Origin of the sequence: Streptomyces sp. S.PNR 29, assembly GCF_030386795.1 — a bacterium.
Taxonomy (GTDB): Bacteria; Actinomycetota; Actinomycetes; order Streptomycetales; family Streptomycetaceae; genus Streptomyces.
Genome location: NZ_JANUQM010000018.1, coordinates 43326 through 69283, shown reverse-complemented (window position 1 = coordinate 69283; position 25958 = coordinate 43326). Strand labels below are relative to the sequence as shown.

The following is a 25958-nucleotide window of genomic DNA, read 5'->3' as shown; positions in this document are numbered from 1 at the left end:
GCTTCACATGACCTTGTTTCACGTGAAACACCCCCCAGCGTACCGGGCACCCCAAGATCGGCTCTTCACCATTACCGCCGCAGAAACATCGCACACAAATACGCGATCGGTGGCAGCGTTCGATCACCTCTTCTTAAAGTGGGGCAATGCGCACTGGTGAGCCCCTGCCCGCCGTGGGGGAAGTCCTCGCTGCCCTCGCAACGGGTCTGTGGCACTGGGACACCGCTACCGGGCTGGTCACGGTCGACGCCGAGGCAGCACGGCTGCTCGGGCTGCCCGCCGAACAGGTCAGCCTGACCGAGGCCCAGGCACGGGCCCGGCTCCACCCCGTCGACTGGAACGAGATCACCGGGGTGGTACAGCTCGCCGTCGCCGAGGGCACGCTCGCCGAGGTCCGGATCCGGGTCATGGACGAGCGGGGGCGGGTGACGCGGGTCGTCCGCAGCCGTGCGAAACCGTCCTTCGATCCCGTACGCAAGGAGTACGAGCTGATCGGCACCCTCCAGGAGGTCACCGAACCCGCGCCCGGCACACCCGCCGGGCGCAGGGCCGTCACGGGCGACTGGCGGCGTTCGCGCGAGGCGTTCCTGCTGGACGCGGGCCGGGCGCTGGCCGAGGCACGGTCGACGGAGGAGGTGCTGCGGGTCGCGGCGGGCCTGTCGATGCCGGGGTTCGAGCCGGACGGCCTCGCGGTGTTCGGGGTGCGGGGCGACCGGCTGACGCTGACCGGCCACCACGGGCAGCAGTTCGAGGACGAGAACCCGTTCCTGCACATGTCGCTGGACACGGACTACCCGGCCGCGGAGGTCGTACGGACGGGCCGTGCGGTCTATCTGGCCTCCCCCGAGCAGTACAAGGCCCGCTACCCACTGGCGTGGCCGCTCGCCCAGCGTTTCGGACGCCATTCCTGGGCGTTCCTGCCGCTGATCGTGGCCGGGCGCACGATCGGCGCGTGGATGGCGGCCTTCACCTATCCCGTGGCGTTCACGCCGGACGAGCGGTCGGTGCTGACCACGGTCGCGCGGATGCTGGCGCAGGCCCTGTCCCGGGCGGGCGCGGCGGAGACCGAGCGGGAGCTCACGGACGGGCTGCAGCGCTCGATGCTGCCGACCCTGGGCCCCCGGCACATCCCGGGCATGAGCGTCGCCGGCCGCTATGTCCCCACCGGCGGCGGGCTCCAGGTCGGCGGCGACTGGTACGACGTGATCCCGCTGCCCGGGGGCACCTCCCGGACGAAGCCCGGGGAAGGGCGGTTCGCGCTGGTCATCGGCGACGTGCAGGGGCACGACGTGCGGGCGGCCGGGCTGATGGGGCAGCTGCGGATCGCGCTCAGGGCGTACGCCTCCGAGGGGCACCGACCGGACGCGGTGCTCTCCCGCGCCTCCCGTTTCCTGCACGGGATCACCGACGACGACCACGCCGAGCCGCGCTTCGCGACCTGCCTGTACGTCGAGGTCGACCCCGCCTCCGGCGTGCTGGAGGTGGCCCGCGCCGGGCACCTGGACCCGGCGATCCGCATGCCGGACGGCACGGTGCTGTCGCGCAGTACGGCGGGCGGGCTGCCCCTCGGCATCGACCCGGACGCCGACTACCCCACCACCCGGATCGCCCTGGAGCCCGGGGAGATCCTGATGCTCTGCAGCGACGGCCTGATCGAGACCGGCGGCCACGACCTGGAGACCGGCTGGCAGCGCGTCCGCACGATCCTGGAGGAACACAAGGGCGACCTGGAGGAGCTGGCCGACGCCCTGGTGCAGGGCGTGCACGGGCCCTCCTCGCACCACACCACCGGCCCGCTGGCCGACCGGCGCGAGGACGACATCGCCGTCCTGCTGCTGTCCCGGGAAGGGCAGGGTCCCGGCGGTGGCGACCCGTTCGCCGTACGGCCTTCCGTGCGCCGCATGCTGCTGACGGTCGCGCAGGCCGAGCCGGAGCGCGTCGCCGCGGCCCGGCGGCAACTGCGGGAGCTGCTGCACGACTGGGACTCGCCGGACCAGGTGGACTCGGCGGTGCTGCTGCTGTCGGAGATGCTCACCAACGTCCTGGTGCACACCGACGCCGACGCGTTGCTGCTCGCCGAGGTGCGGGGCGAGCCGGGCGAGCGCCGGATGCGGATCGAGGTCACCGACTCCAGCGACGACCTGCCGCACAAGCGCAGACCCGGGGAGCTGGCCTCCTCCGGACGCGGCCTTCTGCTGATCGAGCTCCTGGCACACGCCTGGGGCGTCGACCCGCGCGGCGAGGGCAAGAGCATCTGGTTCGAGCTCTACGAGTCGGAGGCCGGAGCACCGCTCTTGTAGCGCGTACGGAGCTCGTGCAGGACACCGAAGCCCGCGGCGGTGAGCGGCACGGCCAGCAGCATCCCCAGGATCCCGGCGACGGACGCCCCCGCGGTGATCGCCACCATCACCACCGCCGGATGCATCTGCACCGTCCGGCTCTGGATCGCCGGCTGCAGCACATGCCCCTCCAGCACCTGCACCGCGAGCACCACCCCGAGCGCCCACAGCGCGATCACGAACCCCCGGTCGGCGAGCGCGACCAGCACGGACAGGGCGCCGGAGATGAAGGCGCCGAGGTAGGGGATGTAGGCGCCGACGAAGACCAGCGCACCCAGCCCCACCGCTCCCCGCACGTCGAGGACGAGCAGCCCGACCGTGATGCACAGGGCGTCGATGAGGGCGATGAGGGTGGTCCCGCGCATGAAGCCCTCGACGGCCTGGTACGCCCGCCGGGCCATGGCGACCAGGGCGTCGGCGGTCCCGCGCGGCGCGAGGGCGCGCAGGGTGCCGGCGGCCTTGTCCGCGTCCCGCAGGAAGAAGAAGACGAGCAGCAGGGCGAGGACGGCCATGGCGATGGTCTCGCCGACGACGCTCACCCCGCTGATGACTCCCGAGGCGGCCGTCCCGCCGAACTTGGTCAGCAGGTCCCGGGCGTTGGCGGCGACGTCGTCCAGCGAGGTCCCGGCCGCCCCGAAGTGGTCGGCGATCCCCTGCGCCGCGTCCCTGAGCGAGGCGACGATCTCGTCCCCGGTGTCGATCAGCGCGGCGACCACGATGTACACGGCCCCGCCGACCACGGCCACGACGGCGACGCAGGTGAGCCCGGCCGCGACCGACCGCTGCACCCCGGCCTTGACGAGCCGCCGGTGCAGCGGCCCGAGCAGCGCCGTGCCGAGCAGCGCGAGCAGCACCGGCACGACGGCGGTACGGAACTCCGCGCAGAGCCGGATCACCACCCACACCACCCCGGCGAACAGCAGCATCACGGCACACCAGGCGCCGAGGCGGCGGGCGGGGTCGGGGAGCAGCGGGCGGGAGTCCTGCACGGTTCCAGCGGATCACGCGGCGGGCGGGCTGTCCCTCGGGAGCGGGCCGGCCGGGTGACGAAACGTCAGAAACAGCCCGAACGTCAACCTCTCAGCCACTCCCACCCTTTCGAGTGACCCCTGGGTGAGTGACGGAGGCCGCTGCCTCCCGGGCTGCACGATGTGTGCCCTGGCCGTTTCCCGACGGCAGGCAAGGAGCGACATGGGCAAGTCCGCACCCAGGAAGGACGGGGCCGAGGGGGCCTCGTTCACGCCGCAGATGATGCGCGATTACAGCGCGGGCATGGCGGAGTCGGCGAAGATCCAGGCACAGGCCGAGGCCGACGCGATGACCATCCGGGCCAACGCCGAGGCAGAGGCCCGGCGCACCCGGGCCGCCGCGGACGCCGAGGCCACGCGCGTGATGCGGGAGGCCGGCTCTCCCTCGTCCAGCTTCTCGGTGGGCGGCCGGGGCTTCAAGCTCGCCTTCAAGGGCCCCACCCTCGCGTTCACGGCCGCCGCTCTGCTGGCCGTGGGCGGCGTGGTGACCTACCAGGTGCTGACGCAGCAAGGCAGCACGCAGTCAGGGAACACGCCACCAGGGAGCACGCCCTCAGGCGGCACGGCCGGCCCGGACCGGGCGACCGGCGCGCCCGGCTCCACCGCCTCGCCGACCGCCACCGGCGCGCCCTCCCCGCCCGGCCCCGCCGGCATTCCGGCGTCCGGCGGCGGAACCGGGGCGGCCGCGGTCCGCGAGGAGCGCAAAGTCGTGCTGCGTACCGGTTGGAGCCTGGACGTGGACTTCACCGACGCCCAGCCCGACATCACGCTCTCCCTGCCGTCGAACGGCGACGGCTACACCCTCATGGGAGACCACGGCGACCTCGCCTCCGTCAGCGGGGACGCGGACGCCAAGAGCTGTGCCGCGGCCACCGACTTCGGTTTCACCATCAAGGAGAAGACCATCCGCAAGGGGCTCACCGCCTGCGTGCTCACCGACGAGAACCGGGTCGCGGCGATCCGGGTCCTCGGCTGGCAGACGGACAGCTACGGCCTGTCCTCACTCACGCTCAACGTGACCACGTGGGAGAAGACCGAGGACGCCGCCTGACCCGCCGCCACGGCACGCGACGGCGGGTCGGCCCGCTCGTGCGGGCTCAGCTCTGCGGACCTTCCGCGGTCATCCCGTGCACCGCCGGGATCGTCCCCAGCCGCCCCTTCTGGAAGTCCTCGAACGCCTGCATGAGCTCGTCCTTGGTGTTCATGACGAACGGCCCGTAGTGCGCCATCGGCTCACGGATCGGCTGCCCGCCGAGCAGCACGACCTCCAGGTCCGGCGAGCGGGACTCCTGCGTCTCGTCCGCACGGACGGTCAGCGAGGAACCGGCGCCGAAGACGGCGGTCTGGCCCAGGTGGACCGGACGCCGCTCAGCACCGACCGAGCCCTTGCCCGCCAGGACGTACGCCAGACCGTTGAAGTCCTCCCGCCAGGGGAGCGTGATCTCCGCGCCCGGCGCCAGCGTCGCGTGGATCATCGTGATCGGCGTGTGGGTGATGCCGGGGCCGGCGTGGCCGTCCAGTTCGCCCGCGATGACACGGAGCAGCGCGCCGCCGTCGGGGGTGGTGAGCAACTGGACGTTGCCGCCGCGGATGTCCTGGTAGCGCGGGGGCATCATCTTGTCCTTGGCCGGGAGGTTCACCCACAGCTGGAGGCCGTGGAAGAGCCCGCCGGACATGACGAGGTGTTCCGGCGGGGCCTCGATGTGGAGGAGACCCGAGCCCGCGGTCATCCACTGGGTGTCGCCATTGGTGATGGTGCCACCACCGCCGTTGGAGTCCTGGTGGTCGAAGATCCCGTCGATGATGTAGGTGACGGTCTCGAAGCCCCGGTGGGGGTGCCAGGGGGTGCCCTTGGGCTCGCCCGGCGCGTACTCCACCTCGCCCATCTGGTCCATCATGATGAACGGGTCGAGATGGCGGTAGTTGATCCCGGCGAACGCCCGGCGCACCGGGAAGCCCTCGCCCTCGAATCCGCTGGGCGCGGTCGTGACGGCGAGCACGGGACGTGCCACGGCGTCGGCGGGTGCGGTCACGCGGGGCAGCGTCAGCGGGTTCTCGACGGTCACAGCAGGCATGTCGGTACCTCCTCGGTGTACGCCCAGTTTAGTTGAGCGTTGAACTTCCTGCCACCCCTAACAGAGAAGGAGGGGAGAGCATTCCCTCCCTACCGCCGGAACCGGCCACGACGCGCCGACACGGGCAAGGCCGGTGCCCTCGGCGGGGCACCGGCCGTCGAACCGGGTCGGATCAGCCAGGTCAGGCGACCAGCTCGTGCCGCTCCTCCACCTCCTCGGCCGCCTCCGGCTTGCGGTCCCGCATCACCAGCGTGGCCAGGACGGCCGCGGCCAGGACACCGATCGCGCTGACCGTGAAGGTCGTCGACATCGAGGCCGTGAAGGCCTCCCGGGCCGTCTGCGCCAGGCCCGCGTCACCGCCACCGACCGCCAGCGCCCCGGCGATCGACTCCTTGGCCCGCTCCGGCGTGCCGGCCGGCATCTCGTCCGCGAAACCGCTGGTGAGCAGCGAGCCGAGGATCGCGATGCCCAGGGCGGTGCCGGCCTGCTGGACGGTGTCGTTCAGGGCCGAGCCGACACCCGCCTTGTCCTCCGGGATGGTGCCCATCAGCGCGGCCACCGCGGCCGGCATCGCCAGGCCCGCACCCAGACCCAGCACACCCAGCGCCACGGCCGGGAGCGTGAAGCCGGTGTCGGCGGTCACCGTGGCCAGCAGGGCGAAGGACGCGGCCATCAGGAGCATGCCCGAGAGGATCACAAAGCGGTTGCCGATCTTCGCGGCGAGCTGGGCGCCCCCCGCGTTGCCGACCAGCGCGGTGACGGCCAGCGGCAGGAAGGCCAGGCCCGCTTTGAGCGGGGAGTAGCCGAGGACGAACTGCAGGTACTGGGTGATGACCAGCAGCAGGCCGCCGTTGCCCATCTGCACCAGAGCCAGGGAGAGCGAGCCGCCGCTGAAGTTGCGTTGCTTGAAGAGGACCAGCGGGACCATCGGGGACTTGGTGATGTTCTCCCAGACCACGAACGCGGCCAGGGCGGCGACCGCGACGGCCAGGGTGACGGTCGCGTCACCGCCGAACGCGCCGTGCTGCGGGATCTCGATGATCCACCACACCAGCGCCGCCATGCCCACCGCCGACAGCACCGCGCCCAGCGGGTCCGGCTTCTGCCACGGCGCCTTCGACTCCGGCATCAGCAGCACACCCGCCACCATGGCCAGCGCCACGATCGGCACGTTGATCAGGAAGATCGACTGCCAGGTGAAGTGGTCGATCAGCACACCGCCCAGAACCGGGCTTCCGACCAGCCCCAGCATCGACACCGAACCCCACGCCGCCATCGCCTTGCCGCGCTCCTCCTCGTCGAAGACGGTGATGAGGATGGAGAGCGTCGAGGGCATGATCAGTGCCCCGCCGACACCCATCGCGATCCGTACGGCGATCACCTCGCCCGGAGTGGCGCAGATGGCCGCCCCCAGGGACGCCGCCCCGAACAGCAGCAGCCCGATCAGCATCACTCTGCGCCGCCCGAACCGGTCCCCCAGGCTGCCGGAGGTCAGCAGGAGCCCGGCGAACACCAGGATGTAGGAGTCGAGGATCCACTGCGTGTCCTGGGCGCTCGCGCCGAGGTCCTCGGTCATCGAGGGCACCGCGACGGTCAGCGCCATGTTGTCGACCACCAGGACCAGCGTGCTCAGGCACAGCACGACGAGGATCCACCAGCGGCGTGGATTGCGGGTTTCCGTGCGGCCTTCCATGGGGCTTCCTTTCGCGACGCGGCGCCTGCTGCGCACACTGTTCCTTCGATGCGAACGCTGTACGCACAGCGGAACAGTGTTCGCAAGCTTTGAACTCTGTACGCTGGATGCGAACGATGTACGCGGCCAGTAGGCGCACACGGAAAGCAGGAGGCTCACATGGCTGCCGAGAAGACCAGGCCCCACCCGATCCCCTCCGTGTGGGCACGCCGGACACGCGAGGCCGAGCAGCCCGCCCTCAGCCGGAACGCGATCGTCCGCGAGGCGGTCACGATGCTGGACGCCGACGGCATCGAGGCGCTCAGCATGCGCAAGCTCGGCGCCCGCCTGAACGCCGGCGCGACCTCCCTGTACCGGCACGTCGCCACCAAGGACGAGCTGATGGAACTCGCCCTGGACGAGGTGGCCGCCGAGATCCACGTCCCGCCCGCCGACAGCCCCGACTGGCGTACCGCCGTCACCGAGGCCGCGCAGTCCTTCCGCGCGACCGTGCTACGGCACCCCTGGCTGTCCTCGGTGCTCGGCCAGGCCGGACTCGCCTACCTCGGCCCCAACCTGATGTCCTTCTCCGAGCGCCTGGCCGCCCTGTTCACCACCGCGGGATTCCCGGAGCCGAGCCGCGCGATCGAGCCCCTCCTGGCGTACGTGATCGGCATGAGCACCTCGGAGGCGGCCTGGCTCACCACCATCGCCCGCTCCGGCGAGAGCGAGGCGGACTTCATCTCCCGCCTGCTGCCCGCCGCCCGGCAAACCGCCGCAGGCTACGCCCACCTCGCCGCCGACTACACCGCGGCCGAAGCGGCCACCGTCGACCCCGTCGCCCTGCGCGACGAGAAGTTCGCCTACGGCCTGGAGGTCGTCCTCGACGGCCTGGCCCTACGGCTGCCGCGACAGGCCCACTGACCGGGCGAACGACAGGGCCTAGCCGTACATCCGGCGCATCGCGAACTCGACCATCTGCTCCACGGCCTTCGCGTCGAAGACGATCCGGTGCTCGCCCTCCATATCGAGCACGAAGCCGTAGCCGGTCGGCAGCAGGTCGAGCACCTCGGCGCCGGTGATCACGAAGTACTTCGACTCCTTGCCCGCGTACCGGCGCAGCTCCTTCAGCGTGGTGAACATCGGGATCACCGGCTGCTGGGTGTTGTGCAGGGCGAGGAAGCCGGGGTTGTCACCGCGTGGGCAGTAGACCTTCGAGGTCGCGAAGACCTGCTGGAAGTCCTCCGCGGCCATCTGCCCGGTGGTGAAGGCACGCACGGCGTCCGCGAGCGAGGGCGGGGACGGCTCGGGGTACAGCGGCGCCTGCTGCTGTCCGTACCCGCCGGGCATCTGCTGCGGCGGGACGTAGCCCTGCTGGGCACCGACGTTCTGGTCGTAGCCGTACATGGGCGCAAGCGTACCGAGAGCGGACGGGAGGACGGGCCGGTACGGGGACCCCGGCAGACCGACAGCGAGTCGACAGCTGCCGCCCTGGATCGCCACAGCCGGCCCTCATAGCGTCGGTGCCATGAACGCACGCCATGACGAGGACCCGCACGAGCACGACAGAGGCCTCTCCCACGACCTTCCCGTCCTCGCCCGCCGCCGGATGATCCGGCTGATGGCCGGCGCGAGCCTTGTCCCGCTGGTGGGCTGCACGTCCGAGGAGGAGACCTCGGCGTCTCCTGCTTCGTCATCCACCTCCTCCTCTTCCTCCTCCGCGGAGTGCGCCGAGATCCCGAACGAGACCGCCGGCCCCTACCCCGGCGACGGCTCCAACGGCGTGAACGTGCTGAAGGAGAGCGGTGTCGTCCGCAGCGACATCACGAAGAGCTTCGGCGACTCCGCGGGCGGCACCGCACAGGGCGTGCCCCTGACCATCACGCTCACGGTCGTGGACGCCGCGTCCGGCTGCGGCACCCCGAAGAAGGGCGCCGCCGTCTACCTCTGGCACTGCGACCGGGACGGCAACTACTCCCTGTACTCGGAGGGCGTCACGGAGGAGAACTACCTGCGCGGCGTGCAGGAGACCGACGACAAGGGCCAGGTCACCTTCAAGAGCATCTTCCCCGCCTGCTACTCCGGCCGCTGGCCGCACATCCACTTCGAGGTGTACGGCAGCCTGGACGACGCCACGGCGGCCACCTCCCTCACGAACACCTCCCAGCTCGCGCTGCCGAAGGACGTCTGCGACACGGTGTACGCGACGGACGGCTACAGCCGGAGTGTGGAGAACCTGAGCCGGCTCTCCCTGGAGACGGACAACATCTTCAGCGACGGCCACGAGCAGCAGCTGGCGGCGGTGACGGGCAACTCGAAGCAGGGCTACACGGCGACGCTCACGGTGCCGGTCTGAGGCGTCCCCGTCTGACGCGTCACACCTGACCGATCGGGGCTTGCTTCTTATTACCGACGGGTAGCATCATCGTAGCTACTTGTTGGTACGTGAACTAGCGCGAGGATCCAGTGCCTCGCCGATCTCTCTACGGAGCCGGGAGCCGTCGCCATGGGGCACTACAAGTCGAATCTCCGCGACATCGAGTTCAACCTCTTCGAAGTACTCGGGCGGGACAAGCTGTACGGCACCGGCCCGTTCGCGGAGATGGACGTCGACACCGCGAAGAGCGTCCTTGAGGAGCTGACGCGGCTCGCGGAGAACGAGCTGGCCGAGTCCTTCACGGACGCCGACCGCAACCCGCCGGTCTTCGACCCGGAGACCAACACCGCTCCGGTCCCGGAGTCCTTCAAGAAGAGCTACCAGGCCTTCATGGACTCCGAGTACTGGCGCCTCGGCCTGCCCGAGGCCATCGGCGGTACGACGGCTCCCCCGTCGCTGATCTGGTCGTACGCGGAGCTGATCCTGGGCGCCAACCCGGCCGTGTGGATGTACTCCTCCGGTCCGGCCTTCGCCGGGATCCTGCACGACGAGGGCAACGAGGTCCAGAAGAAGATCGCGCAGATCGCCGTCGAGAAGCAGTGGGGCTCGACGATGGTGCTCACCGAGCCCGACGCGGGCTCCGACGTGGGCGCCGGCCGCACCAAGGCGATCCAGCAGGAGGACGGCTCCTGGCACATCGAGGGCGTCAAGCGCTTCATCACGTCCGGTGAGCACGACATGTCGGAGAACATCCTCCACTACGTGCTCGCCCGTCCCGAGGGCGCCGGCCCCGGCACCAAGGGCCTGTCCCTGTTCCTCGTCCCGAAGTACCTCTTCGACTTCGAGACCGGCGAGCTGGGCGAGCGCAACGGCGTCTACGCCACGAACGTCGAGCACAAGATGGGCCTGAAGGCCTCCAACACCTGCGAGATGACCTTCGGCGACCGGCACCCCGCCAAGGGCTGGCTGATCGGCGACAAGCACGACGGCATCCGCCAGATGTTCCGCATCATCGAGTTCGCCCGCATGATGGTCGGCACGAAGGCGATCTCCACGCTGTCGACGGGCTACCTCAACGCCCTGGAGTACGCCAAGGAGCGCGTCCAGGGTCCCGACCTGGCGAACTTCATGGACAAGACCGCGCCCAAGGTCACCATCACCCACCACCCGGATGTGCGCCGCTCGCTGATGACGCAGAAGGCGTACGCGGAGGGCATGCGGGCCCTGGTGCTGTACACGGCCTCGGTGCAGGACGCGATCGCCGTCAAGGAGGCGGCGGGCGAGGACGCCTCGGCCGAGCACGCGCTGAACGACCTGCTCCTGCCCATCGTCAAGGGCTACGGCTCCGAGAAGGGCTACGAGCAGCTCGCCCAGTCCCTGCAGACCTTCGGCGGCTCCGGCTTCCTGCAGGAGTACCCGATCGAGCAGTACATCCGGGACTCCAAGATCGACACCCTGTACGAGGGCACCACGGCGATCCAGGGCCAGGACTTCTTCTTCCGGAAGATCGTCCGCAACCAGGGCGCCGCGCTGAACTCCCTCGCCGAGGACATCAAGAAGTTCCTGGCCCTCGGCACCGGCGGCGAGGAGCTGGCCGGCGCCCGCGAGCACCTCGCCAAGGCGGCCGTCGAGCTGGAGGCCATCGTCGGCCTGATGCTCACCGACCTCGCGGCCACCGAGCAGGACGTCAAGAACATCTACAAGGTCGGGCTCAACACCACCCGCCTGCTGATGGCCTCCGGTGATGTGATCGTCGGCTACCTGCTGCTCAAGGGCGCCGCGGTCGCCGCGGAGAAGCTGGAGACGGCCTCCAGCAAGGACAAGGCCTTCTACCAGGGCAAGATCGCGGCGGCGAAGTTCTTCGCGGCGAGCGTCCTGCCGGGCGTCACCCTGGCCCGCAAGGTGGCCGAGGGCGTCGACCTGGACCTGATGGAGCTGGACGAGACGGCCTTCTAGTCCCACCCCTGTCCTCTGGCGAGGGCCCGCTTCCCTTCCGACGGGAGCGGGCCCTCGTCCGTCGTTAAGGTGAACCCATGACCACAGGCACCCGCTTCGACCGCGGCCACACCGACGATCTCATCTCCTTCCTGGCGGCGAGCCCGTCGCCGTACCACGCCGTGGCGAACGCTGCCGAGCGGCTGGAGAAGGCCGGCTTCCGGCAGGTCGCGGAGACGGACGCCTGGGACGAGGGGACCTCGGCGGTTTCCGCGGCGGGCACCGGCGGCAGGTACGTGCTGCGCGGCGGCGCGATCGTGGCCTGGTACGTTCCCGAGGGCGCCGCGCCGCACACGCCGTTCCGCATCATCGGCGCCCACACCGACTCCCCCAACCTGCGCGTCAAGCCGCGGCCCGACAGCGGGGCGCACGGCTGGCGGCAGGTGGCCGTGGAGATCTACGGCGGACCGCTGATGAACTCCTGGCTGGACCGCGACCTCGGCATCGCGGGCCGGCTGACCCTGCGCGACGGCTCGACCCGCCTGGTCAACGTCGACCGCCCGCTGCTCCGGGTCCCGCAGCTCGCCATCCACCTGGACCGCTCGGTGTCGGCGGAGGGACTGAAGCTCGACAAGCAGCGGCATCTGCAGCCCATCTGGGGGCTGGGCGACGACGTCCGCGACGGCGACCTGATCGCCTTCCTGGAGGAGACGGCCCAGATCGCGGCGGGCCAGGTGACCGGCTGGGACCTGATGACCCACTCCGTGGAGCCGCCGGCCTACCTGGGCCGCGACAAGGAGCTGGTGGCCGGGCCCCGCATGGACAACCTGCTGTCGGTGCACGCCGGGGTGGCCGCGCTCGCCTCGGTCGCGAGCTCCGGCGCGGAGCTGCCGTACATCCCCGTGCTGGCCGCGTTCGACCACGAGGAGAACGGCTCCCAGTCGGACACCGGCGCGGACGGCCCGCTGCTCGGCAGCGTGCTGGAGCGCTCGGTGTTCGCGCGCCAAGGCTCCTACGAGGACCGGGCGAGGGCCTTCGCGGGGACGGTGTGCCTGTCGTCGGACACCGGCCACGCGGTGCACCCCAACTACGCCGAGCGGCACGACCCGACCCATCACCCGCGCGTCAACGCCGGCCCGATCCTCAAGGTCAACGTCAACAACCGCTACGCCACGGACGGTTCGGGCCGCGCGGTGTTCGCCGCTGCCTGCGAGAAGGCGAACGTCCCCTTCCAGTCCTTCGTCTCCAACAACTCCATGCCGTGCGGCACGACGATCGGCCCGATCACCGCGGCCCGGCACGGCATCAAAACCGTGGACATCGGCGTGGCCATCCTGTCGATGCACAGCGCGCGGGAGCTGTGCGGCGCCGACGACCCGCATCTGCTGGCCAACGCGCTGGTGGCGTTCCTGGAGGGCTAGAACGCCCGGCCGCCGCATGTCTGTTGGACCCGGGGGTACCCGAACGGAACCGGAACGACCGGAAAGCCCGGATACGACCGGACCGACAGGGAGGCGACACTCATGGGCCTCGGCGGATGCATCATCCTCATCGCCGTGGGAGCCATCCTCACGTTCGCGACCGACTGGGACATGCAGGGGGTCAACCTCGACCTGGTCGGCATCATCCTGATGATCGTCGGCCTGATCGGTGTCTCGACGTTCAGCAGCATCGCCAGGCGCAGGCGCGTGGTGGTGCCGCCCACGACGCCGGTCGTCGACGACCCGGCGGTCACCCACCACCGCCGCGACGGATACACCGACGGGTACGGCGTCTGACCCGACAGGGCGTCAGCTGTCCATGCCGGCGAGCACCAGGGGCAGCCGGTCCGTCCCCGCTGCGGTGAGACGGACCGGCACCCCCCAGTCCTGCTGGTGGACGTGACAGGCGGGGTACTCGTTCGAAGGATCGTCGTCGCAGGAGGCGGCCATCGCGGAGACGTGCAGAACCCCCTCCGTGACGGCGGGGTTGAGTTCGAGGGCGCGGGACAGCTCGGTTCCCGCGCCTTCGCCGTTCAGCAGCAGGCCGGGCGGGGTGGAGGACACCAGCAGCCGGGTCGACGGACCGTACCGGGTGTCCAGCTTCTGGCCGGCCGGTGCCTGGAACACCACGTCCAGCCGGAGCGTGCCCGGTGCGACCTCCGTGGCCGCACGCCGCGTGCGGTGCGCGACGGCCTCGACGCGCACGGCCTCCTCCGGCAGGCGCAGGCGGGTCAGCCGGTGCCGGGCCGACTCGACGACCACGATGTCGTCGCCGACGAGCACGGCGTCGCTCGGCTCGCGCAGGTCGGTGGCCAGCGTGGTCACCTCACCCGTCGCCGGGTCGTAGCGGCGCAGGGCGTGGTTGTAGGTGTCGCTGACGGCGACCGAGCCGTCCGGCAGGGCCGTGACGCCCAACGGGTGCTGGAAGAGGGCCTGGTCGGCGGCGCCGTCACGGTGACCGAAGTCGAACAGGCCGGTGCCGACCGCGGTGTGGACGGTGCCGTCGAGGTCGACCCAGCGCAGGGCGGAGGTCTCGGAGTCGGCCAGCCAGAGCCGCTCGGATGTGGCCGCGAGGCCGGACGGCTGGGCGAACCATGCCTCGGCGCCCGGCCCGTCGACGAGCCCTTCGTTCGTGGTGCCGGCCGCGACGGTGACGGTGCTGTCGGCCGGATCGTAGGTCCACAGCTGGTGGACGCCGGCCATGGCGATCCACACCCTGCCCTGCCACCAGGCCACGTCCCAGGGGGAGGACAGGTCGACCTCGCGGGCGGGGCCGGAGGCCGGGGAGCCCTGCCACCACTGCCTGCCCGTACCGGCAAGGGTCGCCACGTCACCGGAGCCGAGGTCGACCCGCCGCAGGGCGTGGTTGACGGTGTCGGCGACGATGACCGAGCCGTCGTCGAGGACGGCGAGGCCCTGCGGCTCGTTGAAGGCCGCCGCCTCGGCCGTACCGTCGCCGAACCCGCGCGCGCCCGACCCGATCCTCCGCACGACCGTCTCCCCGTCCGCCGCCAGCTCCACCAGCTGATGCCGGGTCGTGTCACTGACCAGGAAGTTCCCGTTCGGCAGCACGACCGCCTTGCCCGGAAAGCGCAGGGCGGTCGGCTCCGGCTCCGGCGCCACGTACGGCCCGTCGCCGCGCCGCAGCGTGCCCTTCGCCTCGTGCTCGGCCTCCAGCTCGGCCACCAGCCGCTCGATGGCGTGCACATGCCCCTCACCCGCGTGCTGCGCGACGACGTACCCCTCGGGGTCGATGACGACGAGCGTCGGCCAGGCCCGCACGGCGTACTGCTTCCAGGTGGCGAGCTCGGGGTCGTCCAGCACCGGGTGCTCCACCCCGTACCGCTCGACGGCGTCGACCACCGCCGCGTGCTCGGCCTCGTGCACGAACTTCGGCGAGTGCACCCCGATGACGACGACCGTGTCCCGGTGCTTCTCCTCCAGCGCGCGGAGTTCGTCGAGGACGTGCAGGCAGTTGATGCAGCAGAACGTCCAGAAGTCGAGGATGACGATGCGTCCGCGCAGGTCGGCGAGGGTGTACTGCTTCCCGCCCGTGTTCAGCCAGCCGCCCTTGCCGGTCAGCTCGGGGGCACGGACACGGACGCGTCGGGGTGCGGAGTGGCTCATGCGTCCAGGGTGTCACCCGGCACCGACCGTCAGCTCAGCGCATGCCCCGTCGTCGCGTCCACATGGTCCGGTACCTCGTCGTGGCGGTCGCCTACGGTGAGGGTGCCGGTGGGTTCGAGGACGAGGATGGCGGTGGGAACGGGGGCGTACGGCTTGTGCTCCGTGCCGCGGGGGACGGTGAAGACGGAGCCCTTCGCGAGGACCACCGTGCGTTCGCCGGCCGGCTCGCGCAGGGCGATGTGCAGTTCGCCGTCGAGGACGAGGAAGAACTCGTCGGTGTGGTCGTGCGCGTGCCAGACGTGCTCGCCCTCGACCTTCGCGACGCGTACGTCGTAGTCGTTGACGGCGGTGACGATGCGGGGGCTCCACTGGTCGGTGAAGGAGGAGAGGGCCTGGGCGAGGGAGATCGGTTCCATGAGGTCATCGTGCGGGGTGCCCGGTCCCCGTACGAGTGCTAGACATCGCACATGCCGCAACGATCCTCTCAGCCGCCTCGCCCCCACCGGGTCGCCGTGATCGTCGACGAGAGCACCAACCCCTTCGAGGTGGGCGTGGCGACCGAGCTGTTCGGGCTGCCCCGTCCCGAGCTGGGGCTCCCCGGTCCGCTGTACGAGGTGACACTGTGCGCGCCGACGCCCGAGATCCGGATGAACCACGGGTTCTTCACCCTGACGGGAGTCCGGTGCCTGGAGGCCGTGGACGACGCGGACACCCTCGTCGTACCCGGCCGCCCGGACAATGTCGTCCCGCGCGGTCCCGCCGTCCTCGACGCCATCCGCCACGCACACGCGCGTGGCGCCCGTGTCATCAGCTTCTGCACCGGCAGCTTCGCGCTCGCCGAGGCCGGGCTGCTCGACGGGCGGAGGGCCACGACGCACTGGATGTGGGCGGACGCCTTCCGGGGCCTGCATCCGAAGGTGCTGCTGGAGCCGGACGTGCTGTTCGTCGACGAGGGTGACGTCCTGACGGCCGCCGGCAGCGCCGCCGCGCTCGACCTGGGCCTGCACATCTGGCGCCGGGACCACGGCGCCGAGTTGGCCAACGCCGTCTCCCGGCGGCTGGTGTTCGCCGCGCACCGGGACGGTGGGCAGAAGCAGTTCGTGGAGCGGCCCGTGCCGGACGTGCCGGACGAGTCGCTGGGGCCGCTGCTGGCATGGGCGCAGGAGCGGCTGGACGAGCCGTTGACGGTGGGGGACCTGGCGGCGCGGGCCGCGGTCAGCCCGGCGACGCTGCACCGGCGTTTCCGTGCGCAGCTGGGGACGACGCCGCTGGCCTGGCTGACGGGGGAGAGGGTGGCGCTGGCCTGCCGGCTGATCGAGCGGGGAGAGGAGCGGCTGGACGTGGTGGCCGCGCGCAGCGGCCTCGGGACCGCCGCCAACCTGCGGGCTCGGCTGCGGCGCGAGACGGGACTCAGCCCCTCGGCCTACCGGCGGCGTTTCGGACCGGCCGCCGGGGAATCGGTGGGTGCATGAGATTCCTCGTGTACGACCGGCTCCTCGGCATCGGCGACGACTACTGGATCGAGAACGAGCACGGCGACAAGGCGTACCTCGTCGACGGCAAGGCGATGCGGCTGCGGGACACCTGGGAACTGAAGGACACCCAGGGGCGCGTCCTCATCGACATCCACCAGAAGATGCTCGCCCTGCGGGACACCATGGTGATCGAGCGGGGCGGCGAGCCGCTGGCGACGATCAGGCGGAAACGGCTGTCGCTGCTGCGCAACCACTACCGGGTGTCCCTGGTCGACGGCACCGAACTGGACGTCAGCGGCAAGATCCTCGACCGTGAGTTCGCCGTCGAGTACGACGGTGAGCTGCTCGCCGTGATCTCCCGGCGATGGCTGCGTGTGCGGGACACGTACGGCATCGACGTCGTCCGCGAGGACGCGGATCCGGCGCTGCTGATCGCGGTGGCGGTGTGCGTGCTGCACCTGGCGGAGAAGGAGCGGGAGCGGGAGGCGGACAGGGAGGGGCAGGAGGGGGACGAGTAGCTGTTCACGGCAGCCCGCTCGGCCTGGTCACCGCAGCCGCCGCGGCCCGTGCCGTCCGGCGGGTGTCAGCGGCGCGGGGCCGGCAGCCCCAGCAGCCGGTCCTTCAGTGCCGGGAACTGCTCCCGCGTCGCCGCCACCTTCGCCGGGTCGAACTCCACCGTGAGGACCTCCTCGCCGGCGCCGGCCTCCGCCAGGACCTCACCCCACGGATCGACCACGATCGAGTGACCCGCCTGCGGAACTCCGGCGTGGGTCCCGGCCGTTCCACACGCAAGCACGAACGCCTGGTTCTCCACCGCCCGCGCCTGAGCCAGCAGCGTCCAGTGCGCCCGGCGGCGTTCCGGCCAGCCCGCCGGGATGACCAGGGTCTCGGCGCCGGCGTCGACGAGGCCGCGGAAGAGTTCGGGGAAGCGGAGGTCGTAGCAGGTCGCCACGCCGAGGGTGGTCTCCGGCAGACGCACCGTCACCAGGTCCTCGCCCGCCCCCATCAGTACGGCTTCGCCCTTGTCGAAACCGAACCGGTGGATCTTGCGGTAGGCGCCGGCCAGGTCACCGGAGGGGGAGAAGACCAGGGAGGTGTTGTACAGCGGTCCCTCAGGATCACGTTCGGGAATCGACCCCGCGTGGAGCCACACCCCGGCATCGCCGGCGGCCTTCGCCATCGCCTCGTAGGTCGGCCCCTCAAGCGGCTCGGCCTCACTGCCGAACTCCTCGTACGCGAACGCGCCCGTGGTCCACAGCTCCGGCAGTACCACGAGATCGGCGGCGCCCGCCTGTTCCCGTACCAACGCGGTCACCCGCCGCCGACGTGCTTCGACCGATTCGCCCTCATCTACGGCGATCTGGATCAGCGAGGCGCGCACACTACCACCGTCCTGGCATTTCGAGTCGTCCATACAGGCCTACGATCGTCACACGAAAGCACTGCCGGTGTGCCTCACAGCAGCGTAACTTAGCGTTCAAGACACCCGCCGACAGCAGCCACCTCCCACTGGCAACGCCGCCACCACCTGCCCGTGCACCGACCGCCGAGGGGTCCCGTTCCGTGAGTCTGCATCCCACCCTCCAGCCCTACGCCGACGCCTGGACTCACTCCATCGAGGCGATATCCGAGCTGGTCCAGCCGCTTGTGGAGGCAGACTGGAACCGCCGGACGCCGTGCCCCGGCTGGTCCGTGCGCGACATCGTCTCCCATGTCATAGGCCTGGACTCCGAGATGCTCGGCGACCCGCGGCCGATCCACACGCTCCCGCGCGACCTGTTCCACGTCACCAACGACCACCAGCGCTACATGGAGATGCAGGTCGACGTCCGCCGCCACCACACGGCGCCGGAGATGACGTCCGAGCTGGAGTACATGATCATCCGCCGCAACCGCCAGCTGCGCAACGAGTCGCGCGACCCGGGCACCAAGGTGCGCGGCCCGTTCGGCTCCGACCTCACCCTCGAAGAGTCCATGCGCCGGCACGCCTTCGACGTGTGGGTGCACGAACAGGACCTGCGCACGGCCCTCGGCCGCCCCGGCAACCTCGACTCCCCCGGCGCCCACGTCGCCCGTGACGTGCTGCTCGCCGAACTCCCGCGCATCGTCGCCGAACTCGCCGACGCCCCCCGCAGCTCCGCCATCGTCTTCGACGTCCACGGCCCCGTCGAGTTCCTGCGCACGATCCGCGTCGACATCCAGGGCCGCGGCACCCTCGAAACGGCCCCCGCCCTCGGCCCCGCCGCCACCCTCACCCTCGACTGGGAAACCTACGTCCGCCTGGCCTGCGGCCGCGTGACGCCGGAAGCGGCGGCGGACCGTGTGAAGACGGAGGGCGACCCGGAACTGACGGCGGCGATCCTGCGCAACTTCACGGTGACGCAGTAGCGGTACCGTGCGGCGCCGGTCGGCAAGGCCGGCCCGTCCGGCGATCGAGGACGAGGCCGTTCAGGCCGAAGCGGGGGGCCTGGGGGCGGCAGCCCCCAGGGACGTCGGCCGCAACGCCGGTCGCCTACGCAGGCACGTGCACCGTCTCCACCCGGCTCGCGACAAGCCGCTCCCGCTCCCGCCGGGCCGCCCGCTTCCGCAGTCGCAGAATCTGTCCGACCCCCAGGGCCTGCAGCACGAACACCGCCGAGAAGGCGACCGTGTAGTCGTCCCCGGTCGCGTCCAACAGCACCCCGACCGCGAACAGCGTCGTCATGGAGGCGACGAAGCCACCCATGTTCGTGATCCCCGACGCCGTCCCCTGCCGCTCCGGCGGATTGGCCGGCCGGGCGAAGTCGAAGCCGATCATCGAGGCCGGCCCGCACGCCCCCAGCACCACGCACAGCACGACCAGCAGCCACATCGGCGCCCGGCCCCCCGGGTACGCCAGCGTCACCGCCCACAGCAGAGCCGTCGAACCCACCGTCCCCAGCGCCAGCGGCAACCGCGCCCCGTGGTGCCGGGCGACGATCTGCCCGTACACCAGCCCGACCGCCATGTTCGACAGCACGACGAGGGTGAGCAGCTCCCCGGCCGTGGCCCGGGTGAGTCCCTGCGCCTCGACCAGGAACGGCAGCCCCCACAGCAGCAGGAACACCATCGCCGGGAACTGGGTCGTGAAGTGCACCCACAGCCCGAGCCGCGTCCCCGGCTCCCGCCAGGCCGCGGCGATCTGCCGCCGTACGTACGCCGCCCCCTGGTGCGGGAAGGGCTCCGGCTCGTACCCCTCGGGGTGGTCCTTCAGGAACAGCAGCAGCAGAACCAGCACCACGACCCCCGCGAGCGCGCTGCCCGCGAACGCCGCCGTCCAGCCCACCCCGTGCAGCAGCCGGGCGATCACCAGCGTGGAGACCAGGTTCCCCGCCATGCCGGCCAGCCCCGCCAGCTGCGCGATCATCGGCCCGCGCCGCGCCGGGAACCACCGTGTGCCCAGTCGCAGCACGCTGATGAAGGTCATCGCGTCCCCGCACCCGAGCAGCGCCCGGGACGCGAGCGCCATGCCGTACGAGGGAGAGAAGGCGAACCCCAGCTGCCCCGCCGTGAACAGCACGACCCCGAGGGTCAGCACCCTCTTGGTGCCGAGCCGGTCGACCAGCAGGCCGACGGGTATCTGCATGCCCGCGTAGACCAGCAGCTGGAGGATCGAGAACGTGGACAGGGCGGAGGCGCCCACATGGAAGCGGTCCGCGGCGTCGAGGCCGGCCACTCCCAGCGACGTACGGAAGATGACGGCGACGAAGTAGACCGAGACGCCTATGCCCCAGACGGTGACGGCCCGCCGGCCGCCCGGCGGATCCCCCGGCGACGTGGCGTTGCTCATCGGACCTCCCCCCGCGCCAGGTGCGAGAACCAGCCGACATGCCGGTGCACGACGCCGACGGCCGCCTCCGCGTCGCCGGAGCGCAGCGCGTCGAGGATCTCCTCGTGCTCGGCGAGGGTCTTGGCGATCCGGTCGGGGTGGGAGTGCATGACGGCGACGCCCATGCGCAGCTGACGGTCCCGCAACTGGTCGTACAGCCTGGACAGGATCTCGTTGCCCCCGCTGCGGACGATCTCCGCGTGGAAGCAGCGGTCGGTGACGGCGGCCGCGGCGAGGTCACCGGCGGCGGCCTCCTCCTTCTGCCGGGCGAGGAGTTCCTCCAGGCGCTCGATGAGTCCGGGCGGGGCGGGTACGGCCTTGCGCGCCGCGTGCTCCTCGACCAGCAGCCGTGTCTCCACGACGTCCGCGATCTCCTGCGCGGAGACGGGCAGTACCAGCGCGCCCTTCTTCGGGTAGAGCTTGATCAGCCCCTCGACCTCCAGGCGCAGCAGCGCCTCGCGCACCGGCGTGCGCGAGACCCCCACGGCCTCGGCGAGCTCGCCCTCGGTGAGGAGCGTGCCGCCCTCGTAACGGCGGTCGAGGACACCCTGCTTGACGTGGGTGTAGACGCGGTCGGCGGCGGGAGGTTGCTTCACGGCCAGGGACATGCCGACAGGATAGATACAACACGTACGCGTGGATGCATCCGTCCAGCATCCGGACCGGCCCGGGCCCTTGGACAGAAGACGGCACCCCGCCTCGGCAACCGCACAACCTTCTGTGCTAGTTACGTGTCACACATGTGCGGCCTAGCTCGCCTTCGCACCGCCGGGCCTCAACCAGGCCGCACACCAGGCGTATTCAACGTAATCGGGGTACCTCACTTGAAAACCGGAATTCAGGGCATCCGTATCCGCAGAGCCACCGCCGCCGCCGTGACCACCGGCGCCGTGCTCGCGTCCGGTGCTCTCTTCGCGGCGCCCGCGCAGGCCGTCACCGCGCCCACGATCGCCGCCAAGGGCGGCTACGTGATGAACAACGCGAACGGCAACACGCTGTACACCAAGGCCGCGGACACCAAGCGCTCCACCGGTTCCACGACGAAGATCATGACCGCCAAGGTCGTGCTCTCCCAGCCGAACCTGAACCTCGACGCGAAGTACACCGTCCCCAAGGCGGTCAGCGACTACATCGTCAACAAGGGCTACCCCTCGTCGGCCGGCCTGATCGTGGGCGACAAGGTCACCGTCCGCCAGCTGCTGTACGCACTGATGCTGCCGTCCGGCTGCGACGCCGCGTACGCGCTCGCCGACAAGTTCGGCTCGGGCTCGACGCGGTCGGCCCGCCTGAAGTCGTTCATCGGCAAGATGAACACCACGGCGCGGAACCTGGGCCTGACGAACACGCACTTCGACTCGTTCGACGGCCTCGGCAACGGCGCCAACTACTCCACGCCGCGCGACCTGACGAAGCTCGCCAGCAACGCGATGAAGAGCTCCACGCTCCGCACGGTCGTCAAGACCAAGAAGTACACGGCCAAGACGATCACCAAGACCGGTGGCACCCGGTCGACGACGTGGGAGAACACCAACCCGCTGCTCGGCACCTACACCGGCGCGATCGGTGTGAAGACCGGCTCCGGCCCGGAGTCCAAGTTCTGCCTGGTCTTCGCCGCCACGCGCAACGGCAAGACCGTCTACGGCACGGTCCTCGCCTCCACCGACGCCCCCACCCGTGCGGCGGACGCGAAGAAGCTGCTGAACTACGGCTTCGCGAAGCTGGGCTGACACCGAAGAAGCCGGGGACTCCCGAAAGGGGGTACCCCGGCTTTCTGCTGCCCTCTTCTCAGGAGGGGTTGCCGGTCGAGACGCTCAGCTCGATCGTGGGCATCTCCTTGGGATCGACATCCGTACCGGCGGACGGGAACTGGTCGAGGACCGCTCCTTCGCCGTACGTGTTCTCATCGACGTCCTTGGTTTCCATGGACCAGCCCGCGGCCTGGAAACACGACTTGACCGACTTGATGTACTTGTACCGGAAGTCCGGCACCCGGATCTTCTCCGGGTCGTTGTACGACTCCTCCGGCTCGGTGCACTCGGTCGTCTCGATCGTCTTCGACGTGTCCGGCCCTCGGTAACCCGCGGCACGGGTCGACGCGGACGCGCTCGCGCTGTTGTCGCCGCCCGCTTCCTCCGTGCTGCCACCGGAGTTCATCAGCAGCGCCGCGATCAGGCCCCCGACCGCCACGAGGGAGACGACCACCGAGCCGATGATCACCGGCTTGTTGCTCTTGCCGCCGCCCGGCGAGGACGGGGCGGCGGACGGAGGCGTGATGGTGTACGGCGGGGGTGTCGACGCGCCCTGCTGCGGCGCGTACGGCGACGGGGCCGGCGTCTGGAAACCCGGCTGCTGCGGATAGCCGTACGCCGGGGAGGGCGCCGAAGGCGCCGGGGTGCCGTACGGGTTCGGGGCCGGCTGGTACGGCGTCTGGACGTTGCCCGCGGGCGCCGGCGTGGCCTGGTCGACCGGCGGGAACACCGCGGAGCCGACGCCCGCGCCGCTCGGTGTCTGCGCACCGGCGACGATGCTCGGCGGGGCCGCCCGGAAGGACGACGCCACACGCAGGCACTCGTCCCGCATGGCCTCCGCGCTCGGGAAACGCTCGTTGGGGTTCTTCTTCAGCGCCCGGGCCACCAGCGCGTCCACGGCGGGCGGAAGGGAACGGTTGATGGAGGAGGGCGCGACCGGGTCCTCCTGCACGTGCGCGTACGCGATGGCCAGCGGGGAGTCCGCGTCGAACGGCAGCCGGCCGGTGACCAGCTGGAACAGCATGATGCCGACCGAGTACAGGTCGGAGCGGGCGTCGACGCCCCGGCCGAGCGCCTGCTCCGGGGAGAGGTACTGCGGGGTGCCGACGACCATGCCGGTCTGTGTCATCGACGTCACACCGGACTGCATGGCGCGCGCGATGCCGAAGTCCATGACCTTGACCACGCCGCGCTTGGTCATCATCACGTTGCCCGGCTTGATGTCCCGGTGCACCAGGCCCTTCTCATGGCTGATCTCCAGCGCGGCTAGCACATCCCCGGTGATCTTCAGGGCCTTGTCGGCGGGCATCGCACCGTACTGCCGCACGTCCTCGTCGAGCACCGAACCGAGCGGACGGCCCTCGACGTACTCCATGACGATGTACGGGGTCGTCATCCCGTCCAGATCGTCCTCGCCGGTGTCGAAGACCGAGACGATGTTGGTGTGCGTGAGCTTCGCCACGGCCTGGGCCTCGCGGCGGAAGCGCTCACGGAAGGCCTGCTCCCGGCCCAGCTCGGTGTGGAGTGTCTTGATCGCGACTTGCCGGTCGAGCACGGAGTCGTAGGCGAGGTGCACCGAGGCCATGCCGCCCTGGCCGAGCAGATCACGCAGCTGATACCGGCCGCCGGCCAGCGCCCGCCCCGCGAACCGGCCCTGTGCGCCGTCCTGGCTCATCTTCTGTTTCCCCCGTAGCCCTCAGGGCGCCGCCGACCTTCGTTGATCCGTCGTTGATCCAATGCCCTATTCCGGCCAAGTCTGCCCCAGGGCACTGACACGTCAAGCGCGGTGCCCGTTCCGTGACCGTACGCGAAAGAAGCGTCGCGGAAGCGTTACAGGGTCCCTACGGCCGGTACACAGAATTTGCACGACACCGGTACCCCACGGTTTCATGACCGGTCCGTCTCGTGCCGGTTCCCACACCCATCGCGGACCGGAGGCTTGCGCGGAGGCTGTAGCGTGGCCGACGGAGACCGTAACAACACCGCGCGCACCGCGGGCAGAAACGACGGCGAGGACTGATGGCACAGCAGCAGCGCGCTCAGGGCCCGTCCGACCCCGAGGCGACTGGCGGCGGTATGTCGGACGCGCCGGAGAGCTGGGGCAACGGCGGGCTGGTCGGCGACGGCCGGTACCGGCTGACCCGCAGACTCGGGCGGGGCGGCATGGCCGAGGTGTTCGCCGCCGAGGACGTGCGCCTCGGGCGCACCGTGGCGGTCAAACTGCTGCGCGCCGACCTCGCCGAGGACCCGGTGTCCAAGGCCCGCTTCACGCGCGAGGCGCAGTCGGTGGCGGGCCTCAACCACCACGCGATCGTCGCCGTGTACGACTCCGGCGAGGACGTCGTCGGCGGCCAGTCCGTGCCGTACATCGTCATGGAGCTGGTCGAGGGCCGCACCATCCGTGACCTGCTGCTGAACGCCGAGGCGCCCGGCCCCGAACAGGCGCTGATCATCGTCTCGGGTGTCCTGGAGGCACTGGCCTATTCGCACCAGCACGGCATCGTGCACCGCGACATCAAGCCGGCCAACGTCATCATCACCAACAACGGTGCCGTGAAGGTGATGGACTTCGGCATCGCCCGCGCCCTGCACGGTGCCTCCACGACGATGACACAGACCGGCATGGTCATGGGCACCCCGCAGTACCTCTCCCCGGAGCAGGCGCTCGGCAAGGCCGTCGACCACCGCTCCGACCTGTACGCGACGGGCTGCCTGCTGTACGAACTCCTCGCGCTCAGGCCGCCGTTCACCGGCGAGACCCCGCTGTCGGTGGTCTACCAGCACGTCCAGGACATCCCCACGCCCCCGTCCGACGTCTCGGACGCCGTGCCGCCGGAGCTGGACGGCCTCGTCATGCGCTCCCTCGCCAAGGAGCCCGACGACCGCTTCCAGACGGCCGAGGAGATGCGCGGGCTGGTCCAGTACGCGCTGCAGATGCTGTACGACCAGGGCGGCCACACCGGCACCTGGAACACCGGCCCCGTCACGACGCACGAGGGCCGGAACACGCCGGCGGCGGGCCTCGCGGGCACGGCCGTGCTGCCGCACCCGGACCACGGCTCCGGCACCACGCAGATCCCGCAGCCGATCCTGCCGAACCGGTACGGCAGCGGCGACGACGACGGCTTCGAGGGGCACGGCAACCGGGGCAGCGGCCGCGGCAAGCTGTGGATCCTCGCCGTGCTCGCGGTGATCGCCGTCGTGGCGGGTGTCGCGCTGGCGCTGCAGAACACCGGCTCCGGCGACAAGAACCCCAGCCCCACGAAGTCCCCGACCGCCTCGCAGTCCAAGGAGACCGACAAGCCCAGCGAGACGCCGAGCGACACGGCCCCCGAGACGCCGAGCGACACGGCCACGGACGACGGCACCGGCGCCGGCACCGGCTCGAACTGGGGGACGCCGTCGTACGAGCCCTCGTACACGCCGTCGGAGACCGCCTCGCAGGAGCCGTCCTACGAGCCGACGGACGAGCCGACCACCGAGGAGCCGACGGACCAGGAGCCGACGCCGTCGCAGTCGCAGCCCACGCTGCCGTCGCCGCCCACGGGCGGCACCGACGCCGGCGCCTCGAACGGCGGCGCGGAGGGCGACGGCTGACCGTCCCCGCCCGGCAAGCAGCCTCCACGCGCGCGTGCGGCCCGGAAAACGGGCGGCACGCGCGCGTGCCGTATATCGGGCCCCTACGCCCCCTACGTACCCCTACGTGAGGGCGTGCCCACCCCGAATGAACTCTTCCCGTGACCTGGGTCACCGGGATAACGTGCCGTTGTTCCGGCCCCCTGCAAGGCTGTGACCAGTAACTGTTCCCGACTTTCGCGATTTACTTGGATATCCAAGCAAAAACGCAGGTCAGG

At 70.7% G+C, this 25958-nt stretch carries 22 protein-coding genes; 12 read left to right on the top strand and 10 right to left on the bottom strand.

From position 1 onward, the window contains the following. Window positions 1–146: 146 nt before the first annotated feature. Window positions 147–2300, top strand: coding sequence for a SpoIIE family protein phosphatase (locus NW895_RS36490; RefSeq protein ID WP_289941180.1), 2154 nt, complete (start codon window positions 147–149; stop codon window positions 2298–2300). Here the strand turns inward: NW895_RS36490 and NW895_RS36485 are convergent. Further along, window positions 2267–3265 (bottom strand): AI-2E family transporter, encoded by a 999-nt coding sequence (locus tag NW895_RS36485; protein WP_289941315.1) that lies wholly within the window; start codon window positions 3263–3265, stop codon window positions 2267–2269. The genes NW895_RS36490 and NW895_RS36485 overlap by 34 nt on opposite strands. Window positions 3266–3530: 265 nt before the next feature. On the opposite strand from NW895_RS36485, the gene NW895_RS36480 reads away from it, so the two are divergent. Next, window positions 3531–4418 carry a hypothetical protein gene (locus NW895_RS36480; RefSeq protein ID WP_289941179.1) on the top strand — a complete coding sequence of 296 codons (888 nt, stop codon included), beginning with the start codon at window positions 3531–3533 and terminating at the stop codon, window positions 4416–4418. Window positions 4419–4464: 46 nt separating this feature from the next. Here the strand turns inward: NW895_RS36480 and NW895_RS36475 are convergent, their stop codons facing one another. Further along, window positions 4465–5442: a pirin family protein gene (locus tag NW895_RS36475; protein WP_289941178.1), complete on the bottom strand. Its 978-nt coding sequence runs from the start codon at window positions 5440–5442 to the stop codon at window positions 4465–4467. Between the two features lie 181 nt (window positions 5443–5623). Continuing rightward, on the bottom strand, window positions 5624–7135 hold the full coding sequence (locus NW895_RS36470) for an MFS transporter (RefSeq protein ID WP_289941177.1): 1512 nt from the start codon (window positions 7133–7135) through the stop codon (window positions 5624–5626). A gap of 159 nt (window positions 7136–7294) precedes the next feature. On the opposite strand from NW895_RS36470, the gene NW895_RS36465 reads away from it, so the two are divergent. Continuing rightward, window positions 7295–8038: a TetR/AcrR family transcriptional regulator C-terminal domain-containing protein gene (locus NW895_RS36465; protein ID WP_289941176.1), complete on the top strand. Its 744-nt coding sequence runs from the start codon at window positions 7295–7297 to the stop codon at window positions 8036–8038. Between the two features lie 18 nt (window positions 8039–8056). Here the strand turns inward: NW895_RS36465 and NW895_RS36460 are convergent, their stop codons facing one another. Beyond that, the gene (locus NW895_RS36460; protein ID WP_289941175.1) at window positions 8057–8521 is read right to left on the bottom strand and encodes an SseB family protein; all 465 of its coding nucleotides are present in this window, start codon (window positions 8519–8521) and stop codon (window positions 8057–8059) included. A 121-nt stretch (window positions 8522–8642) separates the two neighbouring features. Between NW895_RS36460 and NW895_RS36455 the strand changes: the two genes are divergently transcribed. The 4 genes from NW895_RS36455 to NW895_RS36440 all read left to right on the top strand — a co-directional run bounded on the left by NW895_RS36455 (window position 8643) and on the right by NW895_RS36440 (window position 13204). Continuing rightward, entirely contained in the window at window positions 8643–9470 is an 828-nt protein-coding gene (locus NW895_RS36455) for an intradiol ring-cleavage dioxygenase (RefSeq protein ID WP_289941174.1), read from the top strand. A gap of 150 nt (window positions 9471–9620) precedes the next feature. Beyond that, complete coding sequence (locus tag NW895_RS36450; protein ID WP_289941173.1) at window positions 9621–11447, top strand: acyl-CoA dehydrogenase; 1827 nt, start codon at window positions 9621–9623, stop codon at window positions 11445–11447. Between the two features lie 77 nt (window positions 11448–11524). After that, entirely contained in the window at window positions 11525–12847 is a 1323-nt protein-coding gene (locus tag NW895_RS36445) for a M18 family aminopeptidase (RefSeq protein WP_289941172.1), read from the top strand. Window positions 12848–12949: 102 nt separating this feature from the next. After that, window positions 12950–13204 carry a DUF6458 family protein gene (locus NW895_RS36440; protein ID WP_289941171.1) on the top strand — a complete coding sequence of 85 codons (255 nt, stop codon included), beginning with the start codon at window positions 12950–12952 and terminating at the stop codon, window positions 13202–13204. Window positions 13205–13216: 12 nt separating this feature from the next. On the opposite strand, the gene NW895_RS36435 is transcribed toward NW895_RS36440, so the two are convergent. Beyond that, a complete protein-coding gene (locus NW895_RS36435) occupies window positions 13217–15034 on the bottom strand; it encodes a thioredoxin-like domain-containing protein (protein ID WP_289941169.1) in 1818 nt (605 codons plus the stop codon). A gap of 29 nt (window positions 15035–15063) precedes the next feature. After that, window positions 15064–15450 carry a cupin domain-containing protein gene (locus NW895_RS36430; protein ID WP_289941168.1) on the bottom strand — a complete coding sequence of 129 codons (387 nt, stop codon included), beginning with the start codon at window positions 15448–15450 and terminating at the stop codon, window positions 15064–15066. 51 nt (window positions 15451–15501) lie between these two features. Here NW895_RS36430 and NW895_RS36425 point away from each other — a divergent pair, with 51 nt between their 5' ends. Next, window positions 15502–16506 (top strand): helix-turn-helix domain-containing protein, encoded by a 1005-nt coding sequence (locus tag NW895_RS36425; RefSeq protein WP_289941167.1) that lies wholly within the window; start codon window positions 15502–15504, stop codon window positions 16504–16506. Then, a complete protein-coding gene (locus NW895_RS36420; protein ID WP_289941166.1) occupies window positions 16503–17027 on the top strand; it encodes an LURP-one-related family protein in 525 nt (174 codons plus the stop codon). Before NW895_RS36425 ends, NW895_RS36420 begins: the two co-directional genes overlap by 4 nt. 65 nt (window positions 17028–17092) lie before the next feature. On the opposite strand, the gene NW895_RS36415 is transcribed toward NW895_RS36420, so the two are convergent. Next, window positions 17093–17890 carry a carbon-nitrogen family hydrolase gene (locus tag NW895_RS36415; RefSeq protein ID WP_289941314.1) on the bottom strand — a complete coding sequence of 266 codons (798 nt, stop codon included), beginning with the start codon at window positions 17888–17890 and terminating at the stop codon, window positions 17093–17095. A gap of 182 nt (window positions 17891–18072) precedes the next feature. On the opposite strand from NW895_RS36415, the gene NW895_RS36410 reads away from it, so the two are divergent. Beyond that, entirely contained in the window at window positions 18073–18897 is an 825-nt protein-coding gene (locus NW895_RS36410) for a maleylpyruvate isomerase family mycothiol-dependent enzyme (protein WP_289941165.1), read from the top strand. A 124-nt stretch (window positions 18898–19021) separates the two neighbouring features. Here NW895_RS36410 and NW895_RS36405 read toward each other — a convergent pair whose 3' ends face one another. Together NW895_RS36405 and NW895_RS36400 are read right to left on the bottom strand one after the other, a co-directional pair. Beyond that, window positions 19022–20317: an MFS transporter gene (locus NW895_RS36405; protein WP_289941164.1), complete on the bottom strand. Its 1296-nt coding sequence runs from the start codon at window positions 20315–20317 to the stop codon at window positions 19022–19024. Next, on the bottom strand, window positions 20314–20964 hold the full coding sequence (locus NW895_RS36400; RefSeq protein ID WP_289941163.1) for a GntR family transcriptional regulator: 651 nt from the start codon (window positions 20962–20964) through the stop codon (window positions 20314–20316). Before NW895_RS36400 ends, NW895_RS36405 begins: the two co-directional genes overlap by 4 nt. Before the next feature lie 216 nt (window positions 20965–21180). Here NW895_RS36400 and NW895_RS36395 point away from each other — a divergent pair, with 216 nt between their 5' ends. Then, complete coding sequence (locus NW895_RS36395) at window positions 21181–22083, top strand: serine hydrolase (RefSeq protein WP_289941162.1); 903 nt, start codon at window positions 21181–21183, stop codon at window positions 22081–22083. Window positions 22084–22141: 58 nt separating this feature from the next. Here NW895_RS36395 and NW895_RS36390 read toward each other — a convergent pair whose 3' ends face one another. Continuing rightward, window positions 22142–23779, bottom strand: a complete 1638-nt coding sequence (locus NW895_RS36390) for a protein kinase (protein WP_289941161.1) — start codon at window positions 23777–23779, stop codon at window positions 22142–22144. Window positions 23780–24123: 344 nt separating this feature from the next. Between NW895_RS36390 and NW895_RS36385 the strand changes: the two genes are divergently transcribed. Beyond that, window positions 24124–25701 carry a protein kinase gene (locus tag NW895_RS36385; RefSeq protein ID WP_289941160.1) on the top strand — a complete coding sequence of 526 codons (1578 nt, stop codon included), beginning with the start codon at window positions 24124–24126 and terminating at the stop codon, window positions 25699–25701. The last annotated feature ends 257 nt before the right edge of the window (window positions 25702–25958 follow it).